Raw genomic sequence first — 20,678 nt, forward strand, 5'->3', positions numbered from 1 at the left:
TTAGCTAGTTGGTAGGGTAAAGGCCTACCAAGGCGACGATCTGTAGCGGGTCTGAGAGGATGATCCGCCACACTGGGACTGAGACACGGCCCAGACTCCTACGGGAGGCAGCAGTGGGGAATATTGGACAATGGGGGGAACCCTGATCCAGCCATGCCGCGTGTGTGAAGAAGGCCTTTTGGTTGTAAAGCACTTTAAGCGAGGAGGAGGCGCTCTAGGCTAATACCCTAGATGCGTGGACGTTACTCGCAGAATAAGCACCGGCTAACTCTGTGCCAGCAGCCGCGGTAATACAGAGGGTGCGAGCGTTAATCGGATTTACTGGGCGTAAAGCGCGCGTAGGTGGCTAATTAAGTCAAATGTGAAATCCCCGAGCTTAACTTGGGAATTGCATTCGATACTGGTTAGCTAGAGTATGGGAGAGGATGGTAGAATTCCAGGTGTAGCGGTGAAATGCGTAGAGATCTGGAGGAATACCGATGGCGAAGGCAGCCATCTGGCCTAATACTGACACTGAGGTGCGAAAGCATGGGGAGCAAACAGGATTAGATACCCTGGTAGTCCATGCCGTAAACGATGTCTACTAGCCGTTGGGGCCTTTGAGGCTTTAGTGGCGCAGCTAACGCGATAAGTAGACCGCCTGGGGAGTACGGTCGCAAGACTAAAACTCAAATGAATTGACGGGGGCCCGCACAAGCGGTGGAGCATGTGGTTTAATTCGATGCAACGCGAAGAACCTTACCTGGCCTTGACATACAGAGAACTTTCCAGAGATGGATTGGTGCCTTCGGGAACTCTGATACAGGTGCTGCATGGCTGTCGTCAGCTCGTGTCGTGAGATGTTGGGTTAAGTCCCGCAACGAGCGCAACCCTTTTCCTTACTTGCCAGCATTTCGGATGGGAACTTTAAGGATACTGCCAGTGACAAACTGGAGGAAGGCGGGGACGACGTCAAGTCATCATGGCCCTTACGGCCAGGGCTACACACGTGCTACAATGGTCGGTACAAAGGGTTGCTACACAGCGATGTGATGCTAATCTCAAAAAGCCGATCGTAGTCCGGATTGGAGTCTGCAACTCGACTCCATGAAGTCGGAATCGCTAGTAATCGCGGATCAGAATGCCGCGGTGAATACGTTCCCGGGCCTTGTACACACCGCCCGTCACACCATGGGAGTTTGTTGCACCAGAAGTAGGTAGTCTAACCTTAGGGAGGACGCTTACCACGGTGTGGCCGATGACTGGGGTGAAGTCGTAACAAGGTAGCCGTAGGGGAACCTGCGGCTGGATCACCTCCTTAACGAAAGATTGACGATTAGTAAGAATCCACAACAAGTTGTTCTTCATGACGATGTATCTGAGGGTCTGTAGCTCAGTTGGTTAGAGCACACGCTTGATAAGCGTGGGGTCACAAGTTCAAGTCTTGTCAGACCCACCACTAACGACAAGCAAGCAATTGCAGAGCGAATAGAAATCAGAACATTGACTTAAATGATAAGCTGGGGACTTAGCTTAGTTGGTAGAGCGCCTGCTTTGCACGCAGGAGGTCAGGAGTTCGACTCTCCTAGTCTCCACCATAGATTATAGAGCTTAGTAAGTTTATGCTTATTAATCTCTGTGATTTATCACAGTTGACTGCAGTCCGACGAGGATGCAGTGAATCATTAACAGATTGGCAAAATTGAGTCTGAAATAAATTGTTCACTCAATCAATATACGTTAACGCGTTGTTATGACGGGTTGATGAACGTAGATTGAATTGAGAACTAGCAAATTAACTGAATCAAGCGTTTTGGTATATGAATTTAGATTGAAGCTGTACGGTGCTTAAGTGCACGAGACTTCGAACTGTAGATTAAATAGATAATTAATTATTTATTTAATTGTCTTAATCCTACTTGTAGGGATTAACGACTGTTTGGGGTTGTATAGTCAAGTAATTAAGTGCATGTGGTGGATGCCTTGGCAGTCAGAGGCGAAGAAAGACGTGATAGCCTGCGAAAAGCTCCGGGGAGGCGGCAAATATCCTTTGATCCGGAGATGTCTGAATGGGGAAACCCACTTACCATAAGGTAGGTATTGCAACATGAATACATAGTGTTGCAAGGCGAACGAGGGGAAGTGAAACATCTCAGTACCCTTAGGAAAAGAAATCAATTGAGATTCCCTCAGTAGCGGCGAGCGAAAGGGGAACAGCCCATTAAGTTATGTGTGTTTTAGTGGAATGCTCTGGGAAGTGCAACCATAGTGGGTGATAGTCCTGTACACGAAAGGGCACACATAATGATGACGAGTAGGGCGAGGCACGTGAAACCTTGTCTGAATATGGGGGGACCATCCTCCAAGGCTAAATACTCCTGACTGACCGATAGTGAACCAGTACCGTGAGGGAAAGGCGAAAAGAACCCCTGTGAGGGGAGTGAAATAGATCCTGAAACCGCATGCATACAAGCAGTGGGAGCATCTTTGTGATGTGACTGCGTACCTTTTGTATAATGGGTCAGCGACTTACATTCAGTAGCAAGGTTAACCGCATAGGGGAGCCGTAGGGAAACCGAGTCTTAATAGGGCGTATAGTTGCTGGGTGTAGACCCGAAACCAGGCGATCTATCCATGAGCAGGTTGAAGGTTGGGTAACACTAACTGGAGGACCGAACCCACTGTCGTTGAAAAGCCAGGGGATGACTTGTGGATAGGGGTGAAAGGCTAATCAAGCCTGGTGATAGCTGGTTCTCCCCGAAAGCTATTTAGGTAGCGCCTCGGACGAATACCATTGGGGGTAGAGCACTGTTTCGGCTAGGGGGTCATCCCGACTTACCAAACCGATGCAAACTCCGAATACCGATGAGTACTATCCGGGAGACAGACTGCGGGTGCTAACGTCCGTAGTCAAGAGGAAAACAATCCAGACCGCCAGCTAAGGCCCCAAAATCATAGTTAAGTGGGAAACGATGTGGGAAGGCATAGACAGCTAGGAGGTTGGCTTAGAAGCAGCCACCCTTTAAAGAAAGCGTAATAGCTCACTAGTCGAGTCGGCCTGCGCGGAAGATGTAACGGGGCTAAAACTATGTGCCGAAGCTGCGGATGTATACATTGTATACGTGGTAGGGGAGCGTTCTGTAAGCCGATGAAGGTGGATTGAGAAGTCTGCTGGAGGTATCAGAAGTGCGAATGCTGACGTGAGTAACGACAAAACGGGTGAAAAACCCGTTCGCTGAAAGACCAAGGGTTCCAGTCCAACGTTAATCGGGGCTGGGTGAGTCGACCCCTAAGGCGAGGCCGAGAGGCGTAGTCGATGGGAAATTGGTTAATATTCCAATACTTCAGTGTAATGCGATGAGAGGACGGAGAAGGTTAAGTCAGCCTGGCGTTGGTTGTCCAGGTGGAAGGCTGTAGGCATGCATCTTAGGCAAATCCGGGGTGCTCTATGCTGAGAGCTGATAGCAAGCTAGTTTACTAGCGAAGTGGCTGATACCATGCTTCCAGGAAAAGTCTCTAAGCTTCAGTTACACTGGAATCGTACCCGAAACCGACACAGGTGGTCAGGTCGAGTAGACCAAAGCGCTTGAGAGAACTCTGCTGAAGGAACTAGGCAAAATGGTACCGTAACTTCGGGAGAAGGTACGCTGTTGACGGTGATGGGACTTGCTCCCTGAGCGGTTGACAGCCGCAGAAACCAGGCCGCTGCAACTGTTTATTAAAAACATAGCACTCTGCAAACACGAAAGTGGACGTATAGGGTGTGATGCCTGCCCGGTGCTGGAAGGTTAATTGATGGGGTTAGCGTAAGCGAAGCTCTTGATCGAAGCCCCAGTAAACGGCGGCCGTAACTATAACGGTCCTAAGGTAGCGAAATTCCTTGTCGGGTAAGTTCCGACCTGCACGAATGGCATAATGATGGCGGCGCTGTCTCCAGCAGAGGCTCAGTGAAATCGAAATCGCTGTGAAGATGCAGTGTACCCGCGGCTAGACGGAAAGACCCCGTGAACCTTTACTGCAGCTTGACATTGAACTTTGACCTTACTTGTGTAGGATAGGTGGGAGGCTTTGAAGTTGGAACGCCAGTTCCAATGGAGCCGTCCTTGAAATACCACCCTGGTAATGTTGAGGTTCTAACTCTGTCCCGTGATCCGGGACGAGGACCATGTCTGGTGGGTAGTTTGACTGGGGCGGTCTCCTCCTAAAGAGTAACGGAGGAGTACGAAGGTGCGCTCAGCGTGGTCGGAAATCACGCGTAGAGTATAAAGGCAAAAGCGCGCTTAACTGCGAGACCCACAAGTCGAGCAGGTACGAAAGTAGGTCTTAGTGATCCGGTGGTTCTGTATGGAAGGGCCATCGCTCAACGGATAAAAGGTACTCTGGGGATAACAGGCTGATACCGCCCAAGAGTTCATATCGACGGCGGTGTTTGGCACCTCGATGTCGGCTCATCTCATCCTGGGGCTGAAGCAGGTCCCAAGGGTATGGCTGTTCGCCATTTAAAGAGGTACGCGAGCTGGGTTTAGAACGTCGTGAGACAGTTCGGTCCCTATCTACCGTGGGCGCTGGAAATTTGAGAGGATCTGCTCCTAGTACGAGAGGACCAGAGTGGACGAACCTCTGGTGTACCGGTTGTGACGCCAGTCGCATCGCCGGGTAGCTATGTTCGGAAGGGATAACCGCTGAAAGCATCTAAGCGGGAAGCCTACCTCAAGATAAGATTTCCCTAGGAATTTATTCCTCTAAAGAGCCGTTCGAGACTAGGACGTTGATAGGTTGGGTGTGGAAGCATAGCGATATGTGAAGCTGACCAATACTAATTGCTCGTGAGGCTTGACTATACAACACCCAAACAGTTGTTGTATCAAGCTGAATTCTAAACTAATCCTTGATTTAGTTAATGCGACACAATAAAATTCAGACCCAATGGCCAATCCGTTAATAACTCATTTGGAACAAAGTAAGGCATTACATGCAAAAGCATCAAGCTTAAGCAAAGTAACTAAGACCCGAACAAGTCCATAACAGTTGTGCTGGCGACAATAGCAAGAGTGAACCACCTGATCCCTTCCCGAACTCAGAAGTGAAACCTCTTAGCGCTGATGGTAGTGTGGGGTTACCCATGTGAGAGTAAGTCATCGCCAGCTCATTAATTCAAAATCCCCCAAGCAAAAGCGAGGGGGATTTTTTTATACTTTTAATAAAGTTATAGTGCTTCAATATAAATAAAATTATTAAAAAATAACCCATGTATAGAAAATTTTATCCCAGCTATTTGCTGTTAAATCTCTGTATTTTAGTTATTTTTGTGGCTATTGGTATATATCCTGAGCATGTGTTATTGAACTACTGGATGGTGGTAATAAATTGGATTCTCGGAATTGTGCTGATGTATATATTGATTATCCGTTTACCGCTTTTTAATCGCTTTTATATTAATCGAAAAAAATTACATTATTCTATTGTACAAACCCCAATATATAAGCATGCAGAGTATAAGGCAGCACCCGTAATGTCTGGATTAGTGGTCTTTGGCTTGGTGTGTACCGTGTTATATGTATTCAACATGACAGAGTTTTATGTTGAATATGCGTTTATTGCAGGCTTATCTACAGGGAATATGAGTTTTTATTATGCTCTCTAAACCATCTCTAAGGTTCATTGAACTGCCGACTAGTATTTTTCAATGTAGTTCCTAATCCTTCTTTAAGAGTAGGATGATAGAAAGGTTTAGTAAGCAGCTCATCTCAGGTCATACTTTCGCCGCTTAGCTAGGTGAAAGCTGTCTATTTCCGTAGTGGGTAAGGTGCTACAAAAGTAGGATAAGCAATAAATAAAAAGAAACCCCATCATCCTGACGGGGTTTCTTCGTATTTCGTGCTTTAGGTAGGTATAACTCCTGTCGTACCTCACGATCCTGGTGTACAAACTTATTATTGTTGTTTTTCGTTTGGGAAACATCCTGTTTCCTGATGAATTTAGAATACGAAAATTCTGTGTGTACGCCTAGCCTCAATTATCTTCATTCAATGTAAGCCAAAACGTACAAGGAGACTGAACTATTTATTGGAAAATTTCAGCCATAAAAAACCGCCTATGTCAGGCGGTTTGGAATCAGACTGCTTAAGCAAACATTTGGCTTGCTGCGCAATATAGAATCCATAGAATCGCAATTGCTACGACAGGTTCCAGAACTTTGGCCCAGCCTGGAACAGTCGGTTCTGCTGCGACTGTGCTTTCTACCGGCGCATGATCGGCTTGTTGATGTAACATTTGATTAAACTCCTTCATCGTATCATCTAATGATAGCTCTTCTTGGGGAAGGGGTTTAGAGCCCTTTAACTCTGTTAGTTCGTTTGTTGACCAAACCCAATCATCTGCCTGACCTGACAGATGTTCAATTTGACCCTGTAGCAGCTCTTTTAAGCCGTTGCTGCCAAAGTTACCGGTTTCATCCAGCTGTTTTAATTCGGTCAGTTGCAGGCTTAAAATTTCACTAATACCGTGTTCGAGTTCAGGTTTAGGCAGTTCAGACTGGTTGTGTACCGAAGTGGTCAGATGACGGGACACTTCCTGAATATACAGCGGATCGAGGGTCTTGATTTCCTGATAGAGCTTATTGTCATCTTCGCGCCACAGACGAATCAGTTTGCCTAGAGTTAGCGCATTGAGTTCCTGGATATATGCATTGCGGCTATCAGCATCGTACTGCTGCAAAAGCTGAGGCTTTTGAATTTTAACCTGATCGCTAAAGTATTGTACTAAATCAAAAGCCATGCATTTACTCCTATTTCTTTTTTAATCTAATAATCTTAGGCTTGGTTTTTTCTTTGGTGTTTCAGTTTGTTCCTCTGTGCTTGATTTTAAAGCATTTGGATCATTTTGGATATGTTCATATTCACTTGGATCAAAGAATAAACCCTGGCCATTTTCGCGAGCATAAATCCCCAGAACTGCAGCAATGGGTACATAAATATCGCGTGCTACGCCACCAAAGCGCGCCGAAAAGCTGATGGCATCATTGGAGATGTGCAAGCCATGGACTGCATGTGGCACGATATTTAACACAATCTGGCCATCCTGAATGAACTGCTCTGGCACCATGGTGTTGGGTTGGGTGGCATCGACCAGAATATGCGGTGTAAGCTGGTTGTCGCAAATCCATTCATAAATGGCACGCACCAGATAGGGACGGGTTGGGCTTAAGTTGAGTTCCTGTTCAGACATATCTACTCTCTACTTATTTATTAAAAATTCGCTATAGCGGTTTTTTTCCTGCACGGTTAAGGATTTTACAAATGCAGGGCGACTAAAAATTCGCTGGCAATATAAATGAATCGGGCGACAATGCTGTTTTGGCAGTTCAATGCCCATGGCTTTCAGGCGCAGGAAAATTGGGGCCAGCATACAATCCAGGATGCCAAAGTTTTCCGCCATAAAATAAGGGAAATGCTGAAATAATGGTGTGAGTGAGACCAGTGTATCACGAAGCTGCTTTTGTGCCTTGGCCTGTGCTGCGCTATTCAGGGTATCTTCATGGCAAAGCAGGATATCGGCCAGCTTTAGCCAGTCCTGCTCAAAACGCCAGATGTATTGGCGCTGCTCTGCGCGGGGTGCTGGTGCATCGGCATAGAGCTTGTTTTGCCGGTAGCGGTCATCGATATATTCGGAAATAATTGGGGCATGGAACAGTTTTAAATCTTGCTCTACCAGCATGGGTAAGCGATTATAAGGATTCAGGCTGGCTAAATCTTCATCTTCATGGTCGACCAGGACCAGATGATATTTAATATTCTTCTCAGCCAGTACCAGGCGAATCCAGTGCGAGCGGAAATCGTCTGCATGACTGTATAGTGTAATTCCCTGTAGCGGCGTATTTTCCAAGGACATAAATCAGTAAGCAGCAAAATGAATCAGTTAGGATACTAAAATTTAACCTAAAAAGCACGAAGCGAAAAAGGATGAATCGGGTGAAAATGGGTTAGATTATAAAAAAATAACAGGAGCGGCGCAGTATGAAGATAAAACTTGTGTTTCTGATGTTCTGCTTAGGAATTGGGGTAGTGAACTATTATTTCAGCAAGGCCTTCTGGCTGCATGAGGGCAGTTGGGGTAAAGATGTACCTGAACAATAAAGTCCTTTATCTTTAAAATAACAGCCAATAAAAAAGCCTTGGATAAACCAAGGCTTTTCGTCCAACTCTGTAAACGAATTAACGTTTAGAGAATTGAGGACGTTTACGTGCTTTACGTAAACCAAGTTTCTTACGTTCAACTTCACGAGCGTCACGAGTAACGAAACCAGCTTGACGAAGAGCAGGTTTTAAAGTCTCGTCAGAAGCGATTAATGCACGAGTAATACCGTGACGGATCGCGCCTGCTTGACCACCGATACCACCACCAGCAACAGTGATGTAAAGGTCATATTTTTCAGTTGCTTCAAGAAGCTCTAAAGGTTGACGAACAACCATACGAGCAGTTTCACGACCGAAATATTGCTCTAATGAACGGTTGTTGATCACGAGTTTACCAGTACCAGCAGATAAGAAAACACGTGCAGTTGCGGTCTTACGGCGACCTGTACCATAGTTAGTAGCCATGTGCTGTATCCCTTAGATATCCAAAACTTGTGGCTGTTGAGCAGTATGAGGATGCTCGCTACCAGCGTACACTTTCATTTTCTTGATCATTGCATAACCAAGAGGACCTTTTGGCAACATGCCTTTCACAGCGCGTTGGAAGATTTCTTCAGGTTTGTGAGCAACTAACTTTTCAAAGTTAGTTTCTTTTAAACCGCCTGGGAATTCAGTGTGGCGATAGTATTTTTTGTCAAGTGACTTGTTACCAGTTACTTGAACTTGTTCAGCGTTGATAACAACGATGTAGTCACCAGTGTCAACGTGAGGAGTATAAGAAGTCTTATGCTTACCGCGTAAACGACGAGCGATTTCAGTCGCAAGACGACCTAAAGTTTTGCCAGAAGCATCAACAACGTACCAGTCGTGTTGAACTTCAGCTGGCTTAGCGCTGAGAGTTTTCATTAAACCACTACCTATTATAGTTGGTTTGGACGGTGAATCAGTCCAAACAAAAAGGAGACGAGATTCTAAACGAAATTGTCGAGAACCACAATGAAAATATAAAATTTCAAGCGCTGTATTTTAATCAAAATCCTGAGAAAAGAAAAGACTTGCCAAGAACATCCATCTGCCGTGCCTAGTACTGATCAACTTTCAGCTAAATATCCGCCTTCAAAAGCAGTTTAGATTGCCCCAAAACCGGCCAATCTGCCCGAATCTTCAGCAGAATTCACGGCCGCTGCGGTCAAAGTCTGCTTATAATGGGAGATGCCTTATTGTTTAGGATCAATCATGCTGCCTTTATATGTGACCAGTGGTGAACCTGCCGGCATTGGCCCGGATATTTGTCTGCATCTTGCCGACCGTGTAGATGAGCGTCCCGTTGTGGTTCTGGCCGATCTGGCCATGCTGGCCCAGCGTGCGCAAGTGTTGAAGATGCCGGTAGAACTGATTGAATACAGCGGGCAAACTGCTTCTTCAGAAAAAGGGCAGCTCTATGTCGAGCATGTGCCTTTACAGCAAGCTGTGGTGATGGGCGAGCTGAATCCGCAAAATGCCGCTTATGTGTTGGAACAGCTACGTCGTTCGGCCGATTATGCCATGTCAGGCAAAAGTGTCGGGGTAGCGACTGCGCCGGTACAGAAGTCAGTTATCAATGACGCTGGTATAGCCTTTAGTGGCCATACCGAATATTACCAGGAGTTTGCGGGCGTGCCGCGCGTGGTGATGATGCTGGCCACCAAAACCCTAAGAGTGGCCCTGGCCACTACGCATTTACCGCTGCGTGCAGTGGCTGATGCGATTACCGCTGAACGTCTGCATCAGGTGATTGATATTCTCATCCACGATTTAAAATCCAAATTTAAAATTGAGCAGCCGAATATTCTGGTCTGTGGTTTAAATCCGCATGCCGGTGAGGGCGGTTATTTGGGCATGGAAGAAATTGAGGTGATTAATCCGGTGCTGGAAAGCTATCGCGCGCAGGGCATCCAGATGAGTTTAAGCGTGCCGGCTGATACCTTATTTACTCCGGAAAACCTAAAAGATGCCGATGCGGTTCTGGCGATGTATCACGATCAGGGCTTACCTGTGCTAAAATCGCAAGGCTTTGGTGAAGCCATCAATATTACTTTGGGCTTGCCGTTTATTCGCACTTCAGTTGATCATGGCACAGCACTCTCCCTCGCAGGCAGCGGTCTTGCGAAAAGCTCAAGCCTGAATGTGGCTGTTGATTTGGCGCTGGATTTAGCGCGTCACTGATCTTGTCTTTATTACACGTTGGAAATCTTTATGTATCAGATTAATGCCTTAAACCCGAAAGATGAAGGGCACCACACGCGCAAGCGTTTTGGTCAAAACTTTTTACATGACCAACGTGTGATTGCGAAAATTGTACGCTCGGTCAATCCGCGTCCGGGCGATAATATTGTTGAAATTGGCCCGGGTCTGGCGGCCTTAACTTCACCATTAATTGGTGAATGTGATGCCTTGACCGTGGTGGAACTGGACCGTGATCTGGCTGCCGGTTTGCCGGGGCGTGTGCCACATCCGGAACGTTTAACCATTATTGAAACCGATGCGCTGAAATATGATTTTAGCAATCTGTTTGAAGATGACCGTCCACTCCGTGTGGTGGGTAACCTGCCGTATAACATTTCGACCCCACTGTTGTTCCATCTCTTGGAGTTTGGTGACAAAGTCAAAGACATGCACTTCATGCTGCAAAAAGAAGTGGTCGACCGGATTACTGCTGCGCCAAATACCAAAGAATACGGCCGTTTGTCGGTGATGATTCAGTATTACTGCAAACCAACTTTCCTGTTTGAAGTGCCACCGGGCTCTTTTAACCCGCCACCAAAAGTGACTTCTGCGGTGTTTCGTTTAGAGCCGTATGAGGTGAAACCGATTGTGGCAAAAAATGAAAAGGCTTTATCGCGTCTGGTTTCGCATGTGTTTACCCAGCGTCGTAAAACCTTGCGCAATAGCTTAAAAGGCATGCTGGCAGAAGATGGTTTTGAAAAAGCCGGTGTCGATCCGATGGCACGCCCGGAAACCCTGACCCTGGCCGAATTTGTGGCTTTGGCAGATCAAATGGTGGTGTAAAACAACGATGGCACGTTATAACTATGTGATTGGCGATGTACAGGGCTGTTTTGAAGCCCTGAAAGCCTTGCTCAAGGAAATCCGCTTTGATCCGGATCAGGACTTTATCTGGTTTGCCGGTGATCTGGTGGCACGTGGTGAAAACTCGCTTGGCGTGTTGCGTTTTGTCAAAAAGCTGGCCGATCGTGGTGTTGCCACCACAGTGCTGGGCAATCATGACCTGACCTTGCTGGCTGGTGCGCGTGGCCTGAAAGAGATTAAAGACAAAGACCAAACTCGCGATGTGATTGATGCCATCGACAGCGATGAATTGATTGACTGGTTACGCAAGCAGCCGTTATGTGTCTGTCCGAATGAATCGACCATCATTACCCATGCCGGTATTCCGCATTTGTGGAGCGCGGAAAAAACTCAGGCGCTGGCCAAAGAAGTTGAAGCGGTGATTCAGCATGACGATTTTGCGGTAATGGATCATTTTCTGGCCGAGATGTTTGACAAAGAGCCGGCCCTCTGGTCAGATGATTTGCAAGGCAATGAACGCTTACGCTGTATCGTCAACTATTTAACCCGCATGCGCCTGACTGATGCAGATGGACGTCTGGAATTCAGCTTTAAAGACAGTCTGGACGATCCGATGCCGGTCGGGTTTAAACCATGGTTTGAATATGCCTCGGCTGCGGCTGAAACGCATAAGATTATTTTTGGGCATTGGGCCGCGCTGCAAGGCAAAACCATTTCCGCCCAGATTCAGAATGTCGATGGGGGCTGTGTCTGGGGGCATCAACTGGTGGCTTACCGTCTGGAAGATGCAGCGATTTTTCAGGTGGATAACCCGCTGGCAGGTTTCTAAATGTAATTGCCATAAAAAAAGCCACATCATGATGTGGCTTTTTTTGTCTGTACCGATTGGTCTTTGTCGATGTGCAGCTTAGTCGATACGAATCCAGGTCTGATTGCGTCCCAGTACGGACACCCCAAGATTGGCTCTTAAAGTCAGGCGTCTTTTACTGCTGTTTAAACGGATTTTGGCATTATAGATTTTGCCGGCCAGCGGATCGATAACACGTCCGTGGTTATAGGTGCCGGTGCCTGCAACATGCTTAAGGCCTTGCAGGATTTTCATCCCTAAAATGGGCTGGTTGGTAAACGGTGCAGGGCAGTTCTGGCAGAGTTCGCGTGCCTGATAGCCGGGACGAGGTGTGACTTTCACAATAGTGCCGCTATAACTTTTATCGGCTTCCTGGCGAATCTGGATAATGGCTTTGGCCGCGCCGGTTTTGTCATCAATCTGCTGCCAGGTACCAGACAGATCATCGGCCCAGACATTGCTGCTCAAGAGCGTTCCGGTCGCCATCGTCAGCAATAATTTCTTCAACATAATTAACCCTGTTGCATCCCCTTGTTTTTAGAGGCTGCTATATTAGGTTAATTACTCCAGGAGTCAATAAAAGCCTTACCAGAACTGGGATTAGCGCAAAAACAAAGCCACAAATGTGGCTTCGTTAACAGATTAAAAACGGACTTATTCCATACGAATCCAGGTCTGGCTACGGCCAAGTGCCGATACGCCGATATAGCCGCGCAGGGTCAGACGCTTGCCAGTTGAATTCATCCGGATTCTGGCGTTATAGATTTTTCCTGCCAGCGGATCGATAACCCGGCCTTTTTCATAATTGTTGGTGCCTTCAACATGCTTCAGGCCTTTTAAGATTTCCATGCCCAGAATTGGCTGGTTGGTATACGGCGCAGGGCAGTTATTACAGGTTTCACGTGGCGTATAGCCCGGACGCGGAGTCACTTTAATGATTTTACCGGTATAGGTATTGTTGGCTTCTTTGCGTATTTCAATAATTGCTTTGGCAGAGCCGGTTTTATCATCAATTTGTTGCCAAACACCACTTAGGTCATTGGCGAATGCTGCAGTTGAGAATAACAGGCTGGTGAATGCGGTGAGTAAAATATTCTTTTTCATTTCAATTCCTTTACCGGGTACAACTTTTATTTTTTATCCCTGTTTTCAGGTATAAGACCTGCGGCGCAGAGAGTCAACCCTTATTTTTATAAATTTCTATTTTTCAATATATTAGTAGAACATGCCACCTCCTGTGGCATGTTCGAATGTAGCTTAGTCTGCTTTAATCCAGGTTTGGCTACGGCCAAGCGCAGATACGCCGACATAACCTCTGAGGGTTAGACGTTTACCGTTGCTGCTCAGTTTGGCTTTGGTGCTGTAAATATTGCCAGACAGCGGATCAATAATCTTGCCGCCGCTATAGTTGAGTTTGCCCTTATACGCCAGTCCTTTTAGTACATCCATGCCTAAAATTGGCTGATTGGTATAGGGTGCAGGGCAGTCCACACAGGTGGTTTTCGGGGTATACCCCGGACGTGGTGTAATTTTGACAATTTTAGCGGTATAGGTGCCATTGGCTTCTTGACGAATCTCTAAAATGGCTTTGGATGAACCGGTTTTATCATCAATATTGCGCCAGGTACCGGAGAGATCTTCCGCGAAAACGCCGGCACTGAATGTGGCTGCCAGAAGTGCCACTGTATATTTAAATTTCCCCATGTTTCTATCCCTTTAATACACTTCAAAAAATTCAATTTTCATCTTAAGAATATTTTTTCATCAACACAAGATGTAAATATTGATTCTTGAGTCACATTTTTTGAATAAAGAGTATAAATGTTGGCAGCCAGACTGCGGTAAACACGGCATTCACCGCCATTCCAAATGCAGCATAACGTCCGGCCACACTACCGCGTTGCCAGGCTTGCGCTGTGCCAATTGCATGCGCAGCAAGGCCTAAGGCCAGTCCTGAGGCGCGCTCATCATTAATATGACGCAGCAGCAGCGGCGAGAAAGCGGCACCAATCACCCCAGATAAAATCACAATCAGAATGGCCAGACTGACCGGTGCTTCCAGTAGGGTGGCAATATTAATGGCAATTGGTGTGGTCACGGCACGGGTGGCAAATGCCATGATGTCATCGCCGGCCATATGTAAGAGATAGGCCAGTCCCATTGGCAAGGCTACGGCACTGATGCTGGCAAACAGCAAAATGCCCAGAATGGCTTTGAGCGGCAGATCATCATAGCGCATGGCCGCCAGCGGAATCGCCAGTGCCACGGTCACATAACCCAGCAGATGGTTAAACAGCGGATTGACCTGTGCCATATAATCTTCATAGGGAATGCCAAATACATACAGCAGTAGCACAATAAAAATCATGCCAAAGACAATGACCGGAATTTGCGGCAGTTTCTGGTTACAGGGTTTGGCAAGCAGATAGGCCACCAGGGTGATTAAAAAGCCATAAACAATTGCGAGCATGTTTTAATCTCCTAGAGCCAGCGTTTGGCTATTTTGGCATACAGCCATAACGGCAGTAGGGTGCTGAGAAACAGCACCACCAGAAAAGCCGGAATTTTATTGCCCATATGGGTCAGCATCAGCAGTGAGCCGGCACTAATCGGTAAAAAGGCAAACGCACTTTCTTTCATGATTTTATTGTTGGTATCGACAATCCGGGCTGGAATTTTATGCAGTCGGCGCCACAGGAAAAGCACCACCAGCAGGCTGAGTAAACCCATCAGGTTGCCCAGTTCAGGATGGTTGAAATAGGTCGCAATCCAGACGGCTGTTTCACGAAATACAATAATTAAGAGCAGTGTGCCAATCCAAGCTGGCCAGTCGATACGTTTAAGCCTGTTCATTTTTTATCAGTCGGTCATATTTTACTGTTCAAGTTTTAACTGATCTCATCATCAATTTCAAATTCTTCTAAAGGCCGTTTAAATTGCTGAGCCTTGGCACCCAGAATTTCGTCCAGCGGCAAGTGCGCCTGACGGATCATCTGTTCCAGTTTGGCCGGGGCCATATTTACGCGCAGATTCAGTTGTCCCTGCTCATCATAGTGCTCGGACTGGATTACATTCAGTTCATAAAACTGGTTGCGTAATTTGCCATAGGCCGGTTTTAACACCACATCAAAACTTTGAATCTGGCCCATCAGACATTCATGCACGGCCTGACGTAACAGCTCCAGTCCCTGACCGGAATGCGCAGAAATATAAACCCGCTCCGGCTGATGTGGCTTGGCATAGACAATTTTGGCTTGCTCGCCGGTGCAGTCGATTTTGTTATAAACCCTGAGCACCGGCACATCTGCGCCAATTTCTTTCAGGACGCGCTCAACTGCTTCAATCTGTTCCAGCATGTCCGGACTGCTGGAATCAATCACATGCAGCAACAAGGTCGCTTCCAGAGTTTCTTCCAGCGTGGCCTTAAATGATTCCACCAGCGAGTGCGAGAGATTACGGACAAAACCCACGGTATCGGCCAGCACCAGCGTACCAATCCCATCCCATTCCAGCCGGCGTAAGGTCGGGTCGAGCGTAGCAAAGAGCTGATCGGCAGCGTAGACATCGCTATTGGCCAGAATATTAAACAGCGTCGATTTGCCGGCATTGGTATAGCCAACCAGTGATACGGTAGGAACGGCGGCTTTTTGACGGGCCACACGACCCTGCATACGGGTCTGGCGGACTTTATCCAGTTTGGCTTTCAGCTGGCCCATACGAATTCTTAACAGGCGGCGGTCGGTTTCCAGCAAGGTTTCACCCGGACCACGTAAACCAATCCCGCCTTTTTGACTGTCCAGATTGCCGCGGCTACGAATCAGGCGTGAGGAGAGGTGATGCAATTGTGCCAGCTCGACCTGCAATTTCCCTTCATAGGTCCGGGCGCGCTGGGCGAAAATATCCAGAATCAGCTCGGTCCGGTCGACCACACGGCATTTCATGATTTTTTCAAGATTACGTGCCTGTGCCGGCGTCAACGCATGATCGAAAATCACCAGTTCAGCCTCGAGTTCTGCAACCAGCGCAGCAATTTCGTCCGCTTTACCAGAACCGATAAATAACTTGGCATCGGGTTTAATCCGCTGGGCAAACACATGCTGCAAAACTTCAGCACCTGCAGATTTTGCAAGCAGATGAAATTCTTCTGCATCAAGGTCTTCTAAAATCTGTACGCTGACGCTCACGAGCACAACGCGTTCACCACCTTGATGTTGCTGGTAATCTGGCACCTGGGCATTTCTCCTCATGAAAATTCTATTCTAGAGCAAAAAGCGCCAGCTGCGTGAACTAGATGAAGATGATTACAGCAGCATGACAAAAAGCAGGCGAATCCTCACAATCCTCAATTTGGAATCAGTATCATCCTCTTTGTGAGAGGGAGGCATGGAAAGCTTGATCGTTGTATCTGATTCATCAGCATGATCATTACATCAAGGGATTTGCTGTGGATTTATCCATTGCAGCAAGACTGTAGAAGAATTGGTATAGCGCATTTCAATTGAGCGATCTGGACAGTTTTTCGGTGCTTATGATCAATGTCTGGTCAATTGCTTCAAGATAGAATACAGTTCTCTGAACAATTCTTGCTGTGATTTTCGCAATTCACGATTATGCTATGTCTCAAGTTTCTTTATCTTCATCCGCTTCAATGAATAGTTTGTCCAAATTTTTTCTCTATTCTAAAAAAATCACTGCCGGTCTGGCAGCGGTGAGCGAAGGCTTTTATCTGGTGTATCGTCACAGCTTGTATAAGCAGCCGAATAATCCGCAGAATACCCGTTATGTGCAGCATTTTTGCCGTCAGTTGTGCAAGGTGTTCAATATTGAAGTCGAAGTGCATGGAGAAATTCCCACCCAGCCGGCCTTATGGGTCAGCAACCATGTGTCGTGGCTGGATGTGCCAGTGCTCGGTTCAGGTGCGCGGGTATTTTTTCTGGCCAAAGCTGAAATTGAGCAATGGCCGGTGTTTGGAAAGTTGGCCAAAGGTGGCGGGACCTTATTTATTAAACGCGGTTCGGGAGATTCAATTAAAATCCGCGACCAGATTACCCAGTTTTTAAAACAGGATGTGCCGGTACTGTTTTTCCCGGAGGCCACGACTTCGGATGGGACTAAAATTAAAAAAGTACATGGCCGTTTATTGGGCGCGGCAATTGAAGCGCAGCGTCCGGTGCAAATCTGCCTGATCTGTTATATCAACCAGCAGGGCGAGCTGGATACCGTAGCGCCGTTTATCAATGAAATGACCTTTATTGAGCATGTTAAAAATGTGCTGGAAATGCCGAAAGTCACCGCACATTTAATGGCTCTAAACCCGATTTCGGTAGAAGGGCATACGGTGGAAAGCCTGACCTCGCTGGTTCAAAACAAGATGATTGAGGGCTTAGAGCAGCTGCATCAAAAAGTCCTGATTCAGCAGGCCAGTGCTTAAGCTTTAACCTGTGTTGCAGGCTTACATAAAGCCTTCAATTGGCAGCCAGGAAATGATTTTCATGGCTGCTTTTTCATACCATTTCATTTTCGGTTCTTTAACAAATACGCGTTCTTCGCCTTTGCTGTTCACGACGCGCCAGTTAATGTTGTTTTGTGCATCCAGCACCAGACGGTAGGCATATTTGGATAAATTGGCATCCATGGTCTGATGCACCGATTTCGCCAGCGTCGGACTGTTGAGCAATACGCCAATTTCACTGTTTAAATAGGCTGAGCGCGGGTCAAAGTTAAAAGAGCCAATAAAGACCTGTTTTTCATCCAGTGCCATCAGTTTGGCATGCAGGCTGGAACGGCTCAGGCCTTTTAAGCTGACTTTGGCTTTTTTCGACAGTTCTTCGGTATTGCTGTTCAGATGCTCGGCCTCGGGTGCATACAAGAATTCATACAGCTCGACATCATTTTCCAGTAAGTCCTGACGGTATTTAGCATAAAATGCGTGTACCAGCGGAACGTCATTGGCCTTATAGGAATTGGTCAGTACCCGCACCTGTACGCCGTCATTGGCCAGCTGTTTTAAGCGGTCGGCCCCGGATTCTTCCGGCACAAAATAGGCCGAAATGATATCCACACTTTCAGTCGGTTTTTCCAGATGACTGAGCAGTTGGAAATTCAGTAATTCTTCTTTCGGTGCGCGGTCTTTAATCTTGCTTGGCGAGTCTTTCACCACTTCTGCTTTGACCCAGTCAAACTGGATTTTGTGGTTGAACCACTGTTCAATGGCTTGGGAGCGTGTGGCTAAATCAAGATAATTTTGTACCGCCACTTCTGCAGAATGGTCTTCGAGCTGCTGTTTCAGGCTTTCATAACGCAGATGATGCTGCTGTGGATTGACCAGCTGCTTGACCGAATAGGCATAATCATCATTCCAGTATTCATCAAAGGAGTGAATGATTTCATCGGAGGCAGAACCGACCAGCATCACATCGACATCGGAAAACTGATAGCTGTCGCTGACGTTATAATACTGGTTACTCATATTGCGCCCGCCAATCAGGGCAATCTGGTTATCGGCAATAAAGCTTTTATTGTGCATGCGCCGGTTGATACGTTTTAAATCTAGCACCATGTCCATGGCGCGGTATTTACGGAAGCGGTACGGATTGTATAGCTTGACGTCGATATTGCTGTGCTGGTCCAGCGCCAGATAAATACCTTCCATTTTCTTGGCATTGTTATCATCGACCAGTAAGCGCACTTTCACGCCGCGATCAGCCGCGCGAATAATTGAATGTAGCGCCAGCGCCCCGATTTTGTCGTTGTCCCAGATATAATATTGCAGGTCGAGGGTTTCTTCTGCCTTATCAATTAAATACAAGCGTGCTGACAGGGCTTCTAGCGGATCATACAGCACCCGATAACCGGTCAGCTGCGGATTTTTTTCACGCAGCGGCAATACAATCTGGGCCAGATGAGTATGCTCGGTTGGCGTTTCAAAGGCCATTTGAACCGGATGTTCAATCTGCTTGGGCAGGGTTGAACAGCCACTGACTCCCAACACTAAACTGCAACTCAACAGCATGGCCGCGATAGAAGCAGACGCAGAACTTCTCGCGTATGTATTTGATTGCAAATTAAATTTGTCAGGATGTATCATATTGTCTAAAACAAGTCCAAAATTTGGTTTGAGTATAATTGCCAGCTGTGAAAAGATAAATATAAGAACGGACGAATTTAGTCGCCGGGGGAGAGTCGGGCATAACTATGTGGGATAGCCAATCAATTATACTGTATTTCTATATCGGCCTGGCCATATTGGCAGTTTGGGCTGTGTCGCAGGCATGGCGTAGTCAGGCCAATACAGAAACGATTCATCCCTTTAAAGCCTTTGTGCATCTGCTGGCCTTTTATCTGTCTTACTTATTAATTCCGCTGTTTTTCTTTAGTATTTATGCCGGCTGGATTGGCTATTACTCCTTGCATGAAGCCATTTTTATCGGGCTGGTCAGTGGTGTGCTGGTCTATGCGCGTTTTATTGAGCCACATCTGATTCTGGTCAAAACCACCCGCTATCAGATGCTGCCCGATCAGCCGCTACAACGCCCGGTCCGAATTGCCCTGATTGCCGACCTGCACATTGGTCTGTTTTCCGGGCATGAACGCCAGCTCAAGCAGATTGTCGCCAAGATTAACCAGGAAGAACCGGAAATGGTGCTGGTGGCAGGTGACTGGACCTATGAGCCGGAAAATAAACTGGCCGATGAACTGGCAATACTAAAAGAGATTAAAGCGCCAATTTATTCCGTGACCGGCAATCATGATGAACAGTATCCCGGACCGCCGATTCAGGAACTGCTCAAACATGCGCTTGAGGTCAATCATGTGATTGATATTGAAGGGAAGATTGTCGAATTTGACGAGTTTCGCCTGATTGGGATTGGTGACTTATGGTCCGGCCGTACCGATATGCGCTATATGCCGGATTTACCGCAAGACAAGCCGTGGCTGATTCTATCGCATAACCCCGATACGGTTGATATGGTGCCAAAATTGCCGACCCATCCCTTAATGCTGTCGGGGCATACCCATGGCGGTCAGGTGGAATTGCCGTGGCTGACCGATTATGTAATGAAACGCGTATCGATTGTCGGCCATAAAAAAGGCCTGTACCGGCATGAACATGCCGATGTGTTTGTCACTGTTGGTACTGGGATGGTGGGTGTGCCATTTCGTTTTCGGGTGCCACCGACCATTGATATTATTGAACTCTGCTAATGCCAAAAGGTGGGCGTTTTAAAAGACCCACCACAGCAAGGCAATCAGAATCACGACGCCAATCAAGACCAATACCCCAATATTCAGGCGGTGATTATTCCGGTTTAAATCTTCAATGCCATTTGCCGGTGTTTCGACCGGGGCCTGTGCTTCGGTATGTAGCTGCGGGCGCGGTGGATCTTCAGTATCAAAATAGGGTGTGCTGATGTCGTCTATCGGTTTGGGGGCACATTCACCCTTGGAGGCATCCATGGCCAGACCGTGCTGGCGAATCAGTTCATCAATCAGCTGCTGGGCTTCTGCTTCAGTCAAATGACTGTCTGTTCTGAGGTACTGCACCGCTTCATGGCGTTTGCCATCATCCAGCAACAAAATAACTTTCACCAGTTGTTCTTCCCGAAGGGTTTCAATCAGACGATCCATACAATGACCTGCTGGTGGGG

Annotated in this window: 19 protein-coding genes, 2 tRNA genes and 3 rRNA genes; 11 read left to right on the forward strand and 13 right to left on the reverse strand. The window is 47.1% G+C overall.

Annotated features, from left to right (window positions below):
* The 6 genes from P253_RS00005 to P253_RS15830 form a co-directional block, all read left to right on the forward strand.
* A 16S ribosomal RNA gene (locus tag P253_RS00005) occupies positions 1 to 1,300 on the forward strand; the annotation flags it as partial.
* A 61-nt stretch (positions 1,301 to 1,361) separates the two neighbouring features.
* Positions 1,362 to 1,438 (forward strand) — tRNA-Ile (locus tag P253_RS00010).
* Between the two features lie 63 nt (positions 1,439 to 1,501).
* A tRNA-Ala gene (locus P253_RS00015) sits at positions 1,502 to 1,577 on the forward strand.
* Between the two features lie 353 nt (positions 1,578 to 1,930).
* A 23S ribosomal RNA gene (locus P253_RS00020) occupies positions 1,931 to 4,820 on the forward strand.
* A gap of 191 nt (positions 4,821 to 5,011) precedes the next feature.
* Positions 5,012 to 5,126, forward strand: a 5S ribosomal RNA gene (gene rrf, locus P253_RS00025).
* Positions 5,127 to 5,227: 101 nt separating this feature from the next.
* A complete protein-coding gene (locus P253_RS15830; RefSeq protein ID WP_016659794.1) occupies positions 5,228 to 5,623 on the forward strand; it encodes a hypothetical protein in 396 nt (131 codons plus the stop codon).
* Between the two features lie 479 nt (positions 5,624 to 6,102).
* On the opposite strand, the gene P253_RS00035 is transcribed toward P253_RS15830, so the two are convergent.
* The 5 genes from P253_RS00035 to rplM all read right to left on the reverse strand — a co-directional run bounded on the left by P253_RS00035 (position 6,103) and on the right by rplM (position 9,020).
* On the reverse strand, positions 6,103 to 6,756 hold the full coding sequence (locus P253_RS00035) for a hypothetical protein (RefSeq protein ID WP_005175723.1): 654 nt from the start codon (positions 6,754 to 6,756) through the stop codon (positions 6,103 to 6,105).
* Between the two features lie 21 nt (positions 6,757 to 6,777).
* Complete coding sequence (locus P253_RS00040) at positions 6,778 to 7,206, reverse strand: ClpXP protease specificity-enhancing factor (RefSeq protein ID WP_005175725.1); 429 nt, start codon at positions 7,204 to 7,206, stop codon at positions 6,778 to 6,780.
* Positions 7,207 to 7,215: 9 nt separating this feature from the next.
* A complete protein-coding gene (locus tag P253_RS00045) occupies positions 7,216 to 7,869 on the reverse strand; it encodes a glutathione S-transferase N-terminal domain-containing protein (protein WP_005175728.1) in 654 nt (217 codons plus the stop codon).
* A 323-nt stretch (positions 7,870 to 8,192) separates the two neighbouring features.
* The gene (rpsI, locus tag P253_RS00050; RefSeq protein ID WP_004785251.1) at positions 8,193 to 8,579 is read right to left on the reverse strand and encodes a 30S ribosomal protein S9; all 387 of its coding nucleotides are present in this window, start codon (positions 8,577 to 8,579) and stop codon (positions 8,193 to 8,195) included.
* A 12-nt stretch (positions 8,580 to 8,591) separates the two neighbouring features.
* Positions 8,592 to 9,020, reverse strand: a complete 429-nt coding sequence (rplM, locus tag P253_RS00055) for a 50S ribosomal protein L13 (protein WP_004857442.1) — start codon at positions 9,018 to 9,020, stop codon at positions 8,592 to 8,594.
* 330 nt (positions 9,021 to 9,350) lie between these two features.
* Between rplM and pdxA the strand changes: the two genes are divergently transcribed.
* Genes pdxA through P253_RS00070 form a run of 3 tightly spaced genes read left to right on the forward strand, consistent with a single transcriptional unit; the run spans position 9,351 to position 12,012 of the window.
* Positions 9,351 to 10,319 (forward strand): 4-hydroxythreonine-4-phosphate dehydrogenase PdxA, encoded by a 969-nt coding sequence (pdxA, locus tag P253_RS00060; RefSeq protein ID WP_016659796.1) that lies wholly within the window; start codon positions 9,351 to 9,353, stop codon positions 10,317 to 10,319.
* A gap of 30 nt (positions 10,320 to 10,349) precedes the next feature.
* Complete coding sequence (gene rsmA, locus P253_RS00065; RefSeq protein ID WP_005175739.1) at positions 10,350 to 11,162, forward strand: 16S rRNA (adenine(1518)-N(6)/adenine(1519)-N(6))-dimethyltransferase RsmA; 813 nt, start codon at positions 10,350 to 10,352, stop codon at positions 11,160 to 11,162.
* A 7-nt stretch (positions 11,163 to 11,169) separates the two neighbouring features.
* The gene (locus P253_RS00070; RefSeq protein WP_016659797.1) at positions 11,170 to 12,012 is read left to right on the forward strand and encodes a symmetrical bis(5'-nucleosyl)-tetraphosphatase; all 843 of its coding nucleotides are present in this window, start codon (positions 11,170 to 11,172) and stop codon (positions 12,010 to 12,012) included.
* A 78-nt stretch (positions 12,013 to 12,090) separates the two neighbouring features.
* On the opposite strand, the gene P253_RS00075 is transcribed toward P253_RS00070, so the two are convergent.
* The 6 genes from P253_RS00075 to hflX all read right to left on the reverse strand — a co-directional run bounded on the left by P253_RS00075 (position 12,091) and on the right by hflX (position 16,277).
* Entirely contained in the window at positions 12,091 to 12,540 is a 450-nt protein-coding gene (locus tag P253_RS00075; RefSeq protein WP_016659798.1) for a DUF2147 domain-containing protein, read from the reverse strand.
* Positions 12,541 to 12,684: 144 nt separating this feature from the next.
* The gene (locus tag P253_RS00080; protein WP_016659799.1) at positions 12,685 to 13,134 is read right to left on the reverse strand and encodes a DUF2147 domain-containing protein; all 450 of its coding nucleotides are present in this window, start codon (positions 13,132 to 13,134) and stop codon (positions 12,685 to 12,687) included.
* A gap of 153 nt (positions 13,135 to 13,287) precedes the next feature.
* A complete protein-coding gene (locus P253_RS00085; RefSeq protein WP_016659800.1) occupies positions 13,288 to 13,734 on the reverse strand; it encodes a DUF2147 domain-containing protein in 447 nt (148 codons plus the stop codon).
* 91 nt (positions 13,735 to 13,825) lie between these two features.
* Complete coding sequence (locus P253_RS00090; RefSeq protein WP_016659801.1) at positions 13,826 to 14,500, reverse strand: LrgB family protein; 675 nt, start codon at positions 14,498 to 14,500, stop codon at positions 13,826 to 13,828.
* Positions 14,501 to 14,511: 11 nt separating this feature from the next.
* The gene (locus P253_RS00095; RefSeq protein ID WP_016659802.1) at positions 14,512 to 14,883 is read right to left on the reverse strand and encodes a hypothetical protein; all 372 of its coding nucleotides are present in this window, start codon (positions 14,881 to 14,883) and stop codon (positions 14,512 to 14,514) included.
* Positions 14,884 to 14,918: 35 nt separating this feature from the next.
* Positions 14,919 to 16,277 carry a ribosome rescue GTPase HflX gene (hflX, locus tag P253_RS00100; RefSeq protein WP_034597358.1) on the reverse strand — a complete coding sequence of 453 codons (1,359 nt, stop codon included), beginning with the start codon at positions 16,275 to 16,277 and terminating at the stop codon, positions 14,919 to 14,921.
* Between the two features lie 368 nt (positions 16,278 to 16,645).
* Between hflX and P253_RS00105 the strand changes: the two genes are divergently transcribed.
* Positions 16,646 to 17,461: a lysophospholipid acyltransferase family protein gene (locus P253_RS00105; protein WP_034597361.1), complete on the forward strand. Its 816-nt coding sequence runs from the start codon at positions 16,646 to 16,648 to the stop codon at positions 17,459 to 17,461.
* Between the two features lie 21 nt (positions 17,462 to 17,482).
* Here the strand turns inward: P253_RS00105 and P253_RS00110 are convergent, their stop codons facing one another.
* Positions 17,483 to 19,117: a phospholipase D family protein gene (locus P253_RS00110; RefSeq protein ID WP_171066729.1), complete on the reverse strand. Its 1,635-nt coding sequence runs from the start codon at positions 19,115 to 19,117 to the stop codon at positions 17,483 to 17,485.
* Between the two features lie 107 nt (positions 19,118 to 19,224).
* Between P253_RS00110 and P253_RS00120 the strand changes: the two genes are divergently transcribed.
* Positions 19,225 to 20,235, forward strand: a complete 1,011-nt coding sequence (locus P253_RS00120) for a metallophosphoesterase (protein ID WP_005175772.1) — start codon at positions 19,225 to 19,227, stop codon at positions 20,233 to 20,235.
* 18 nt (positions 20,236 to 20,253) lie between these two features.
* Here the strand turns inward: P253_RS00120 and P253_RS00125 are convergent, their stop codons facing one another.
* On the reverse strand, positions 20,254 to 20,658 hold the full coding sequence (locus P253_RS00125) for a hypothetical protein (RefSeq protein WP_016659804.1): 405 nt from the start codon (positions 20,656 to 20,658) through the stop codon (positions 20,254 to 20,256).
* Between the last annotated feature and the right edge of the window lie 20 nt (positions 20,659 to 20,678).

The sequence above is a fragment of the Acinetobacter indicus CIP 110367 genome, assembly GCF_000488255.1.
Lineage (GTDB): Bacteria > Pseudomonadota > Gammaproteobacteria > Pseudomonadales > Moraxellaceae > Acinetobacter > Acinetobacter indicus.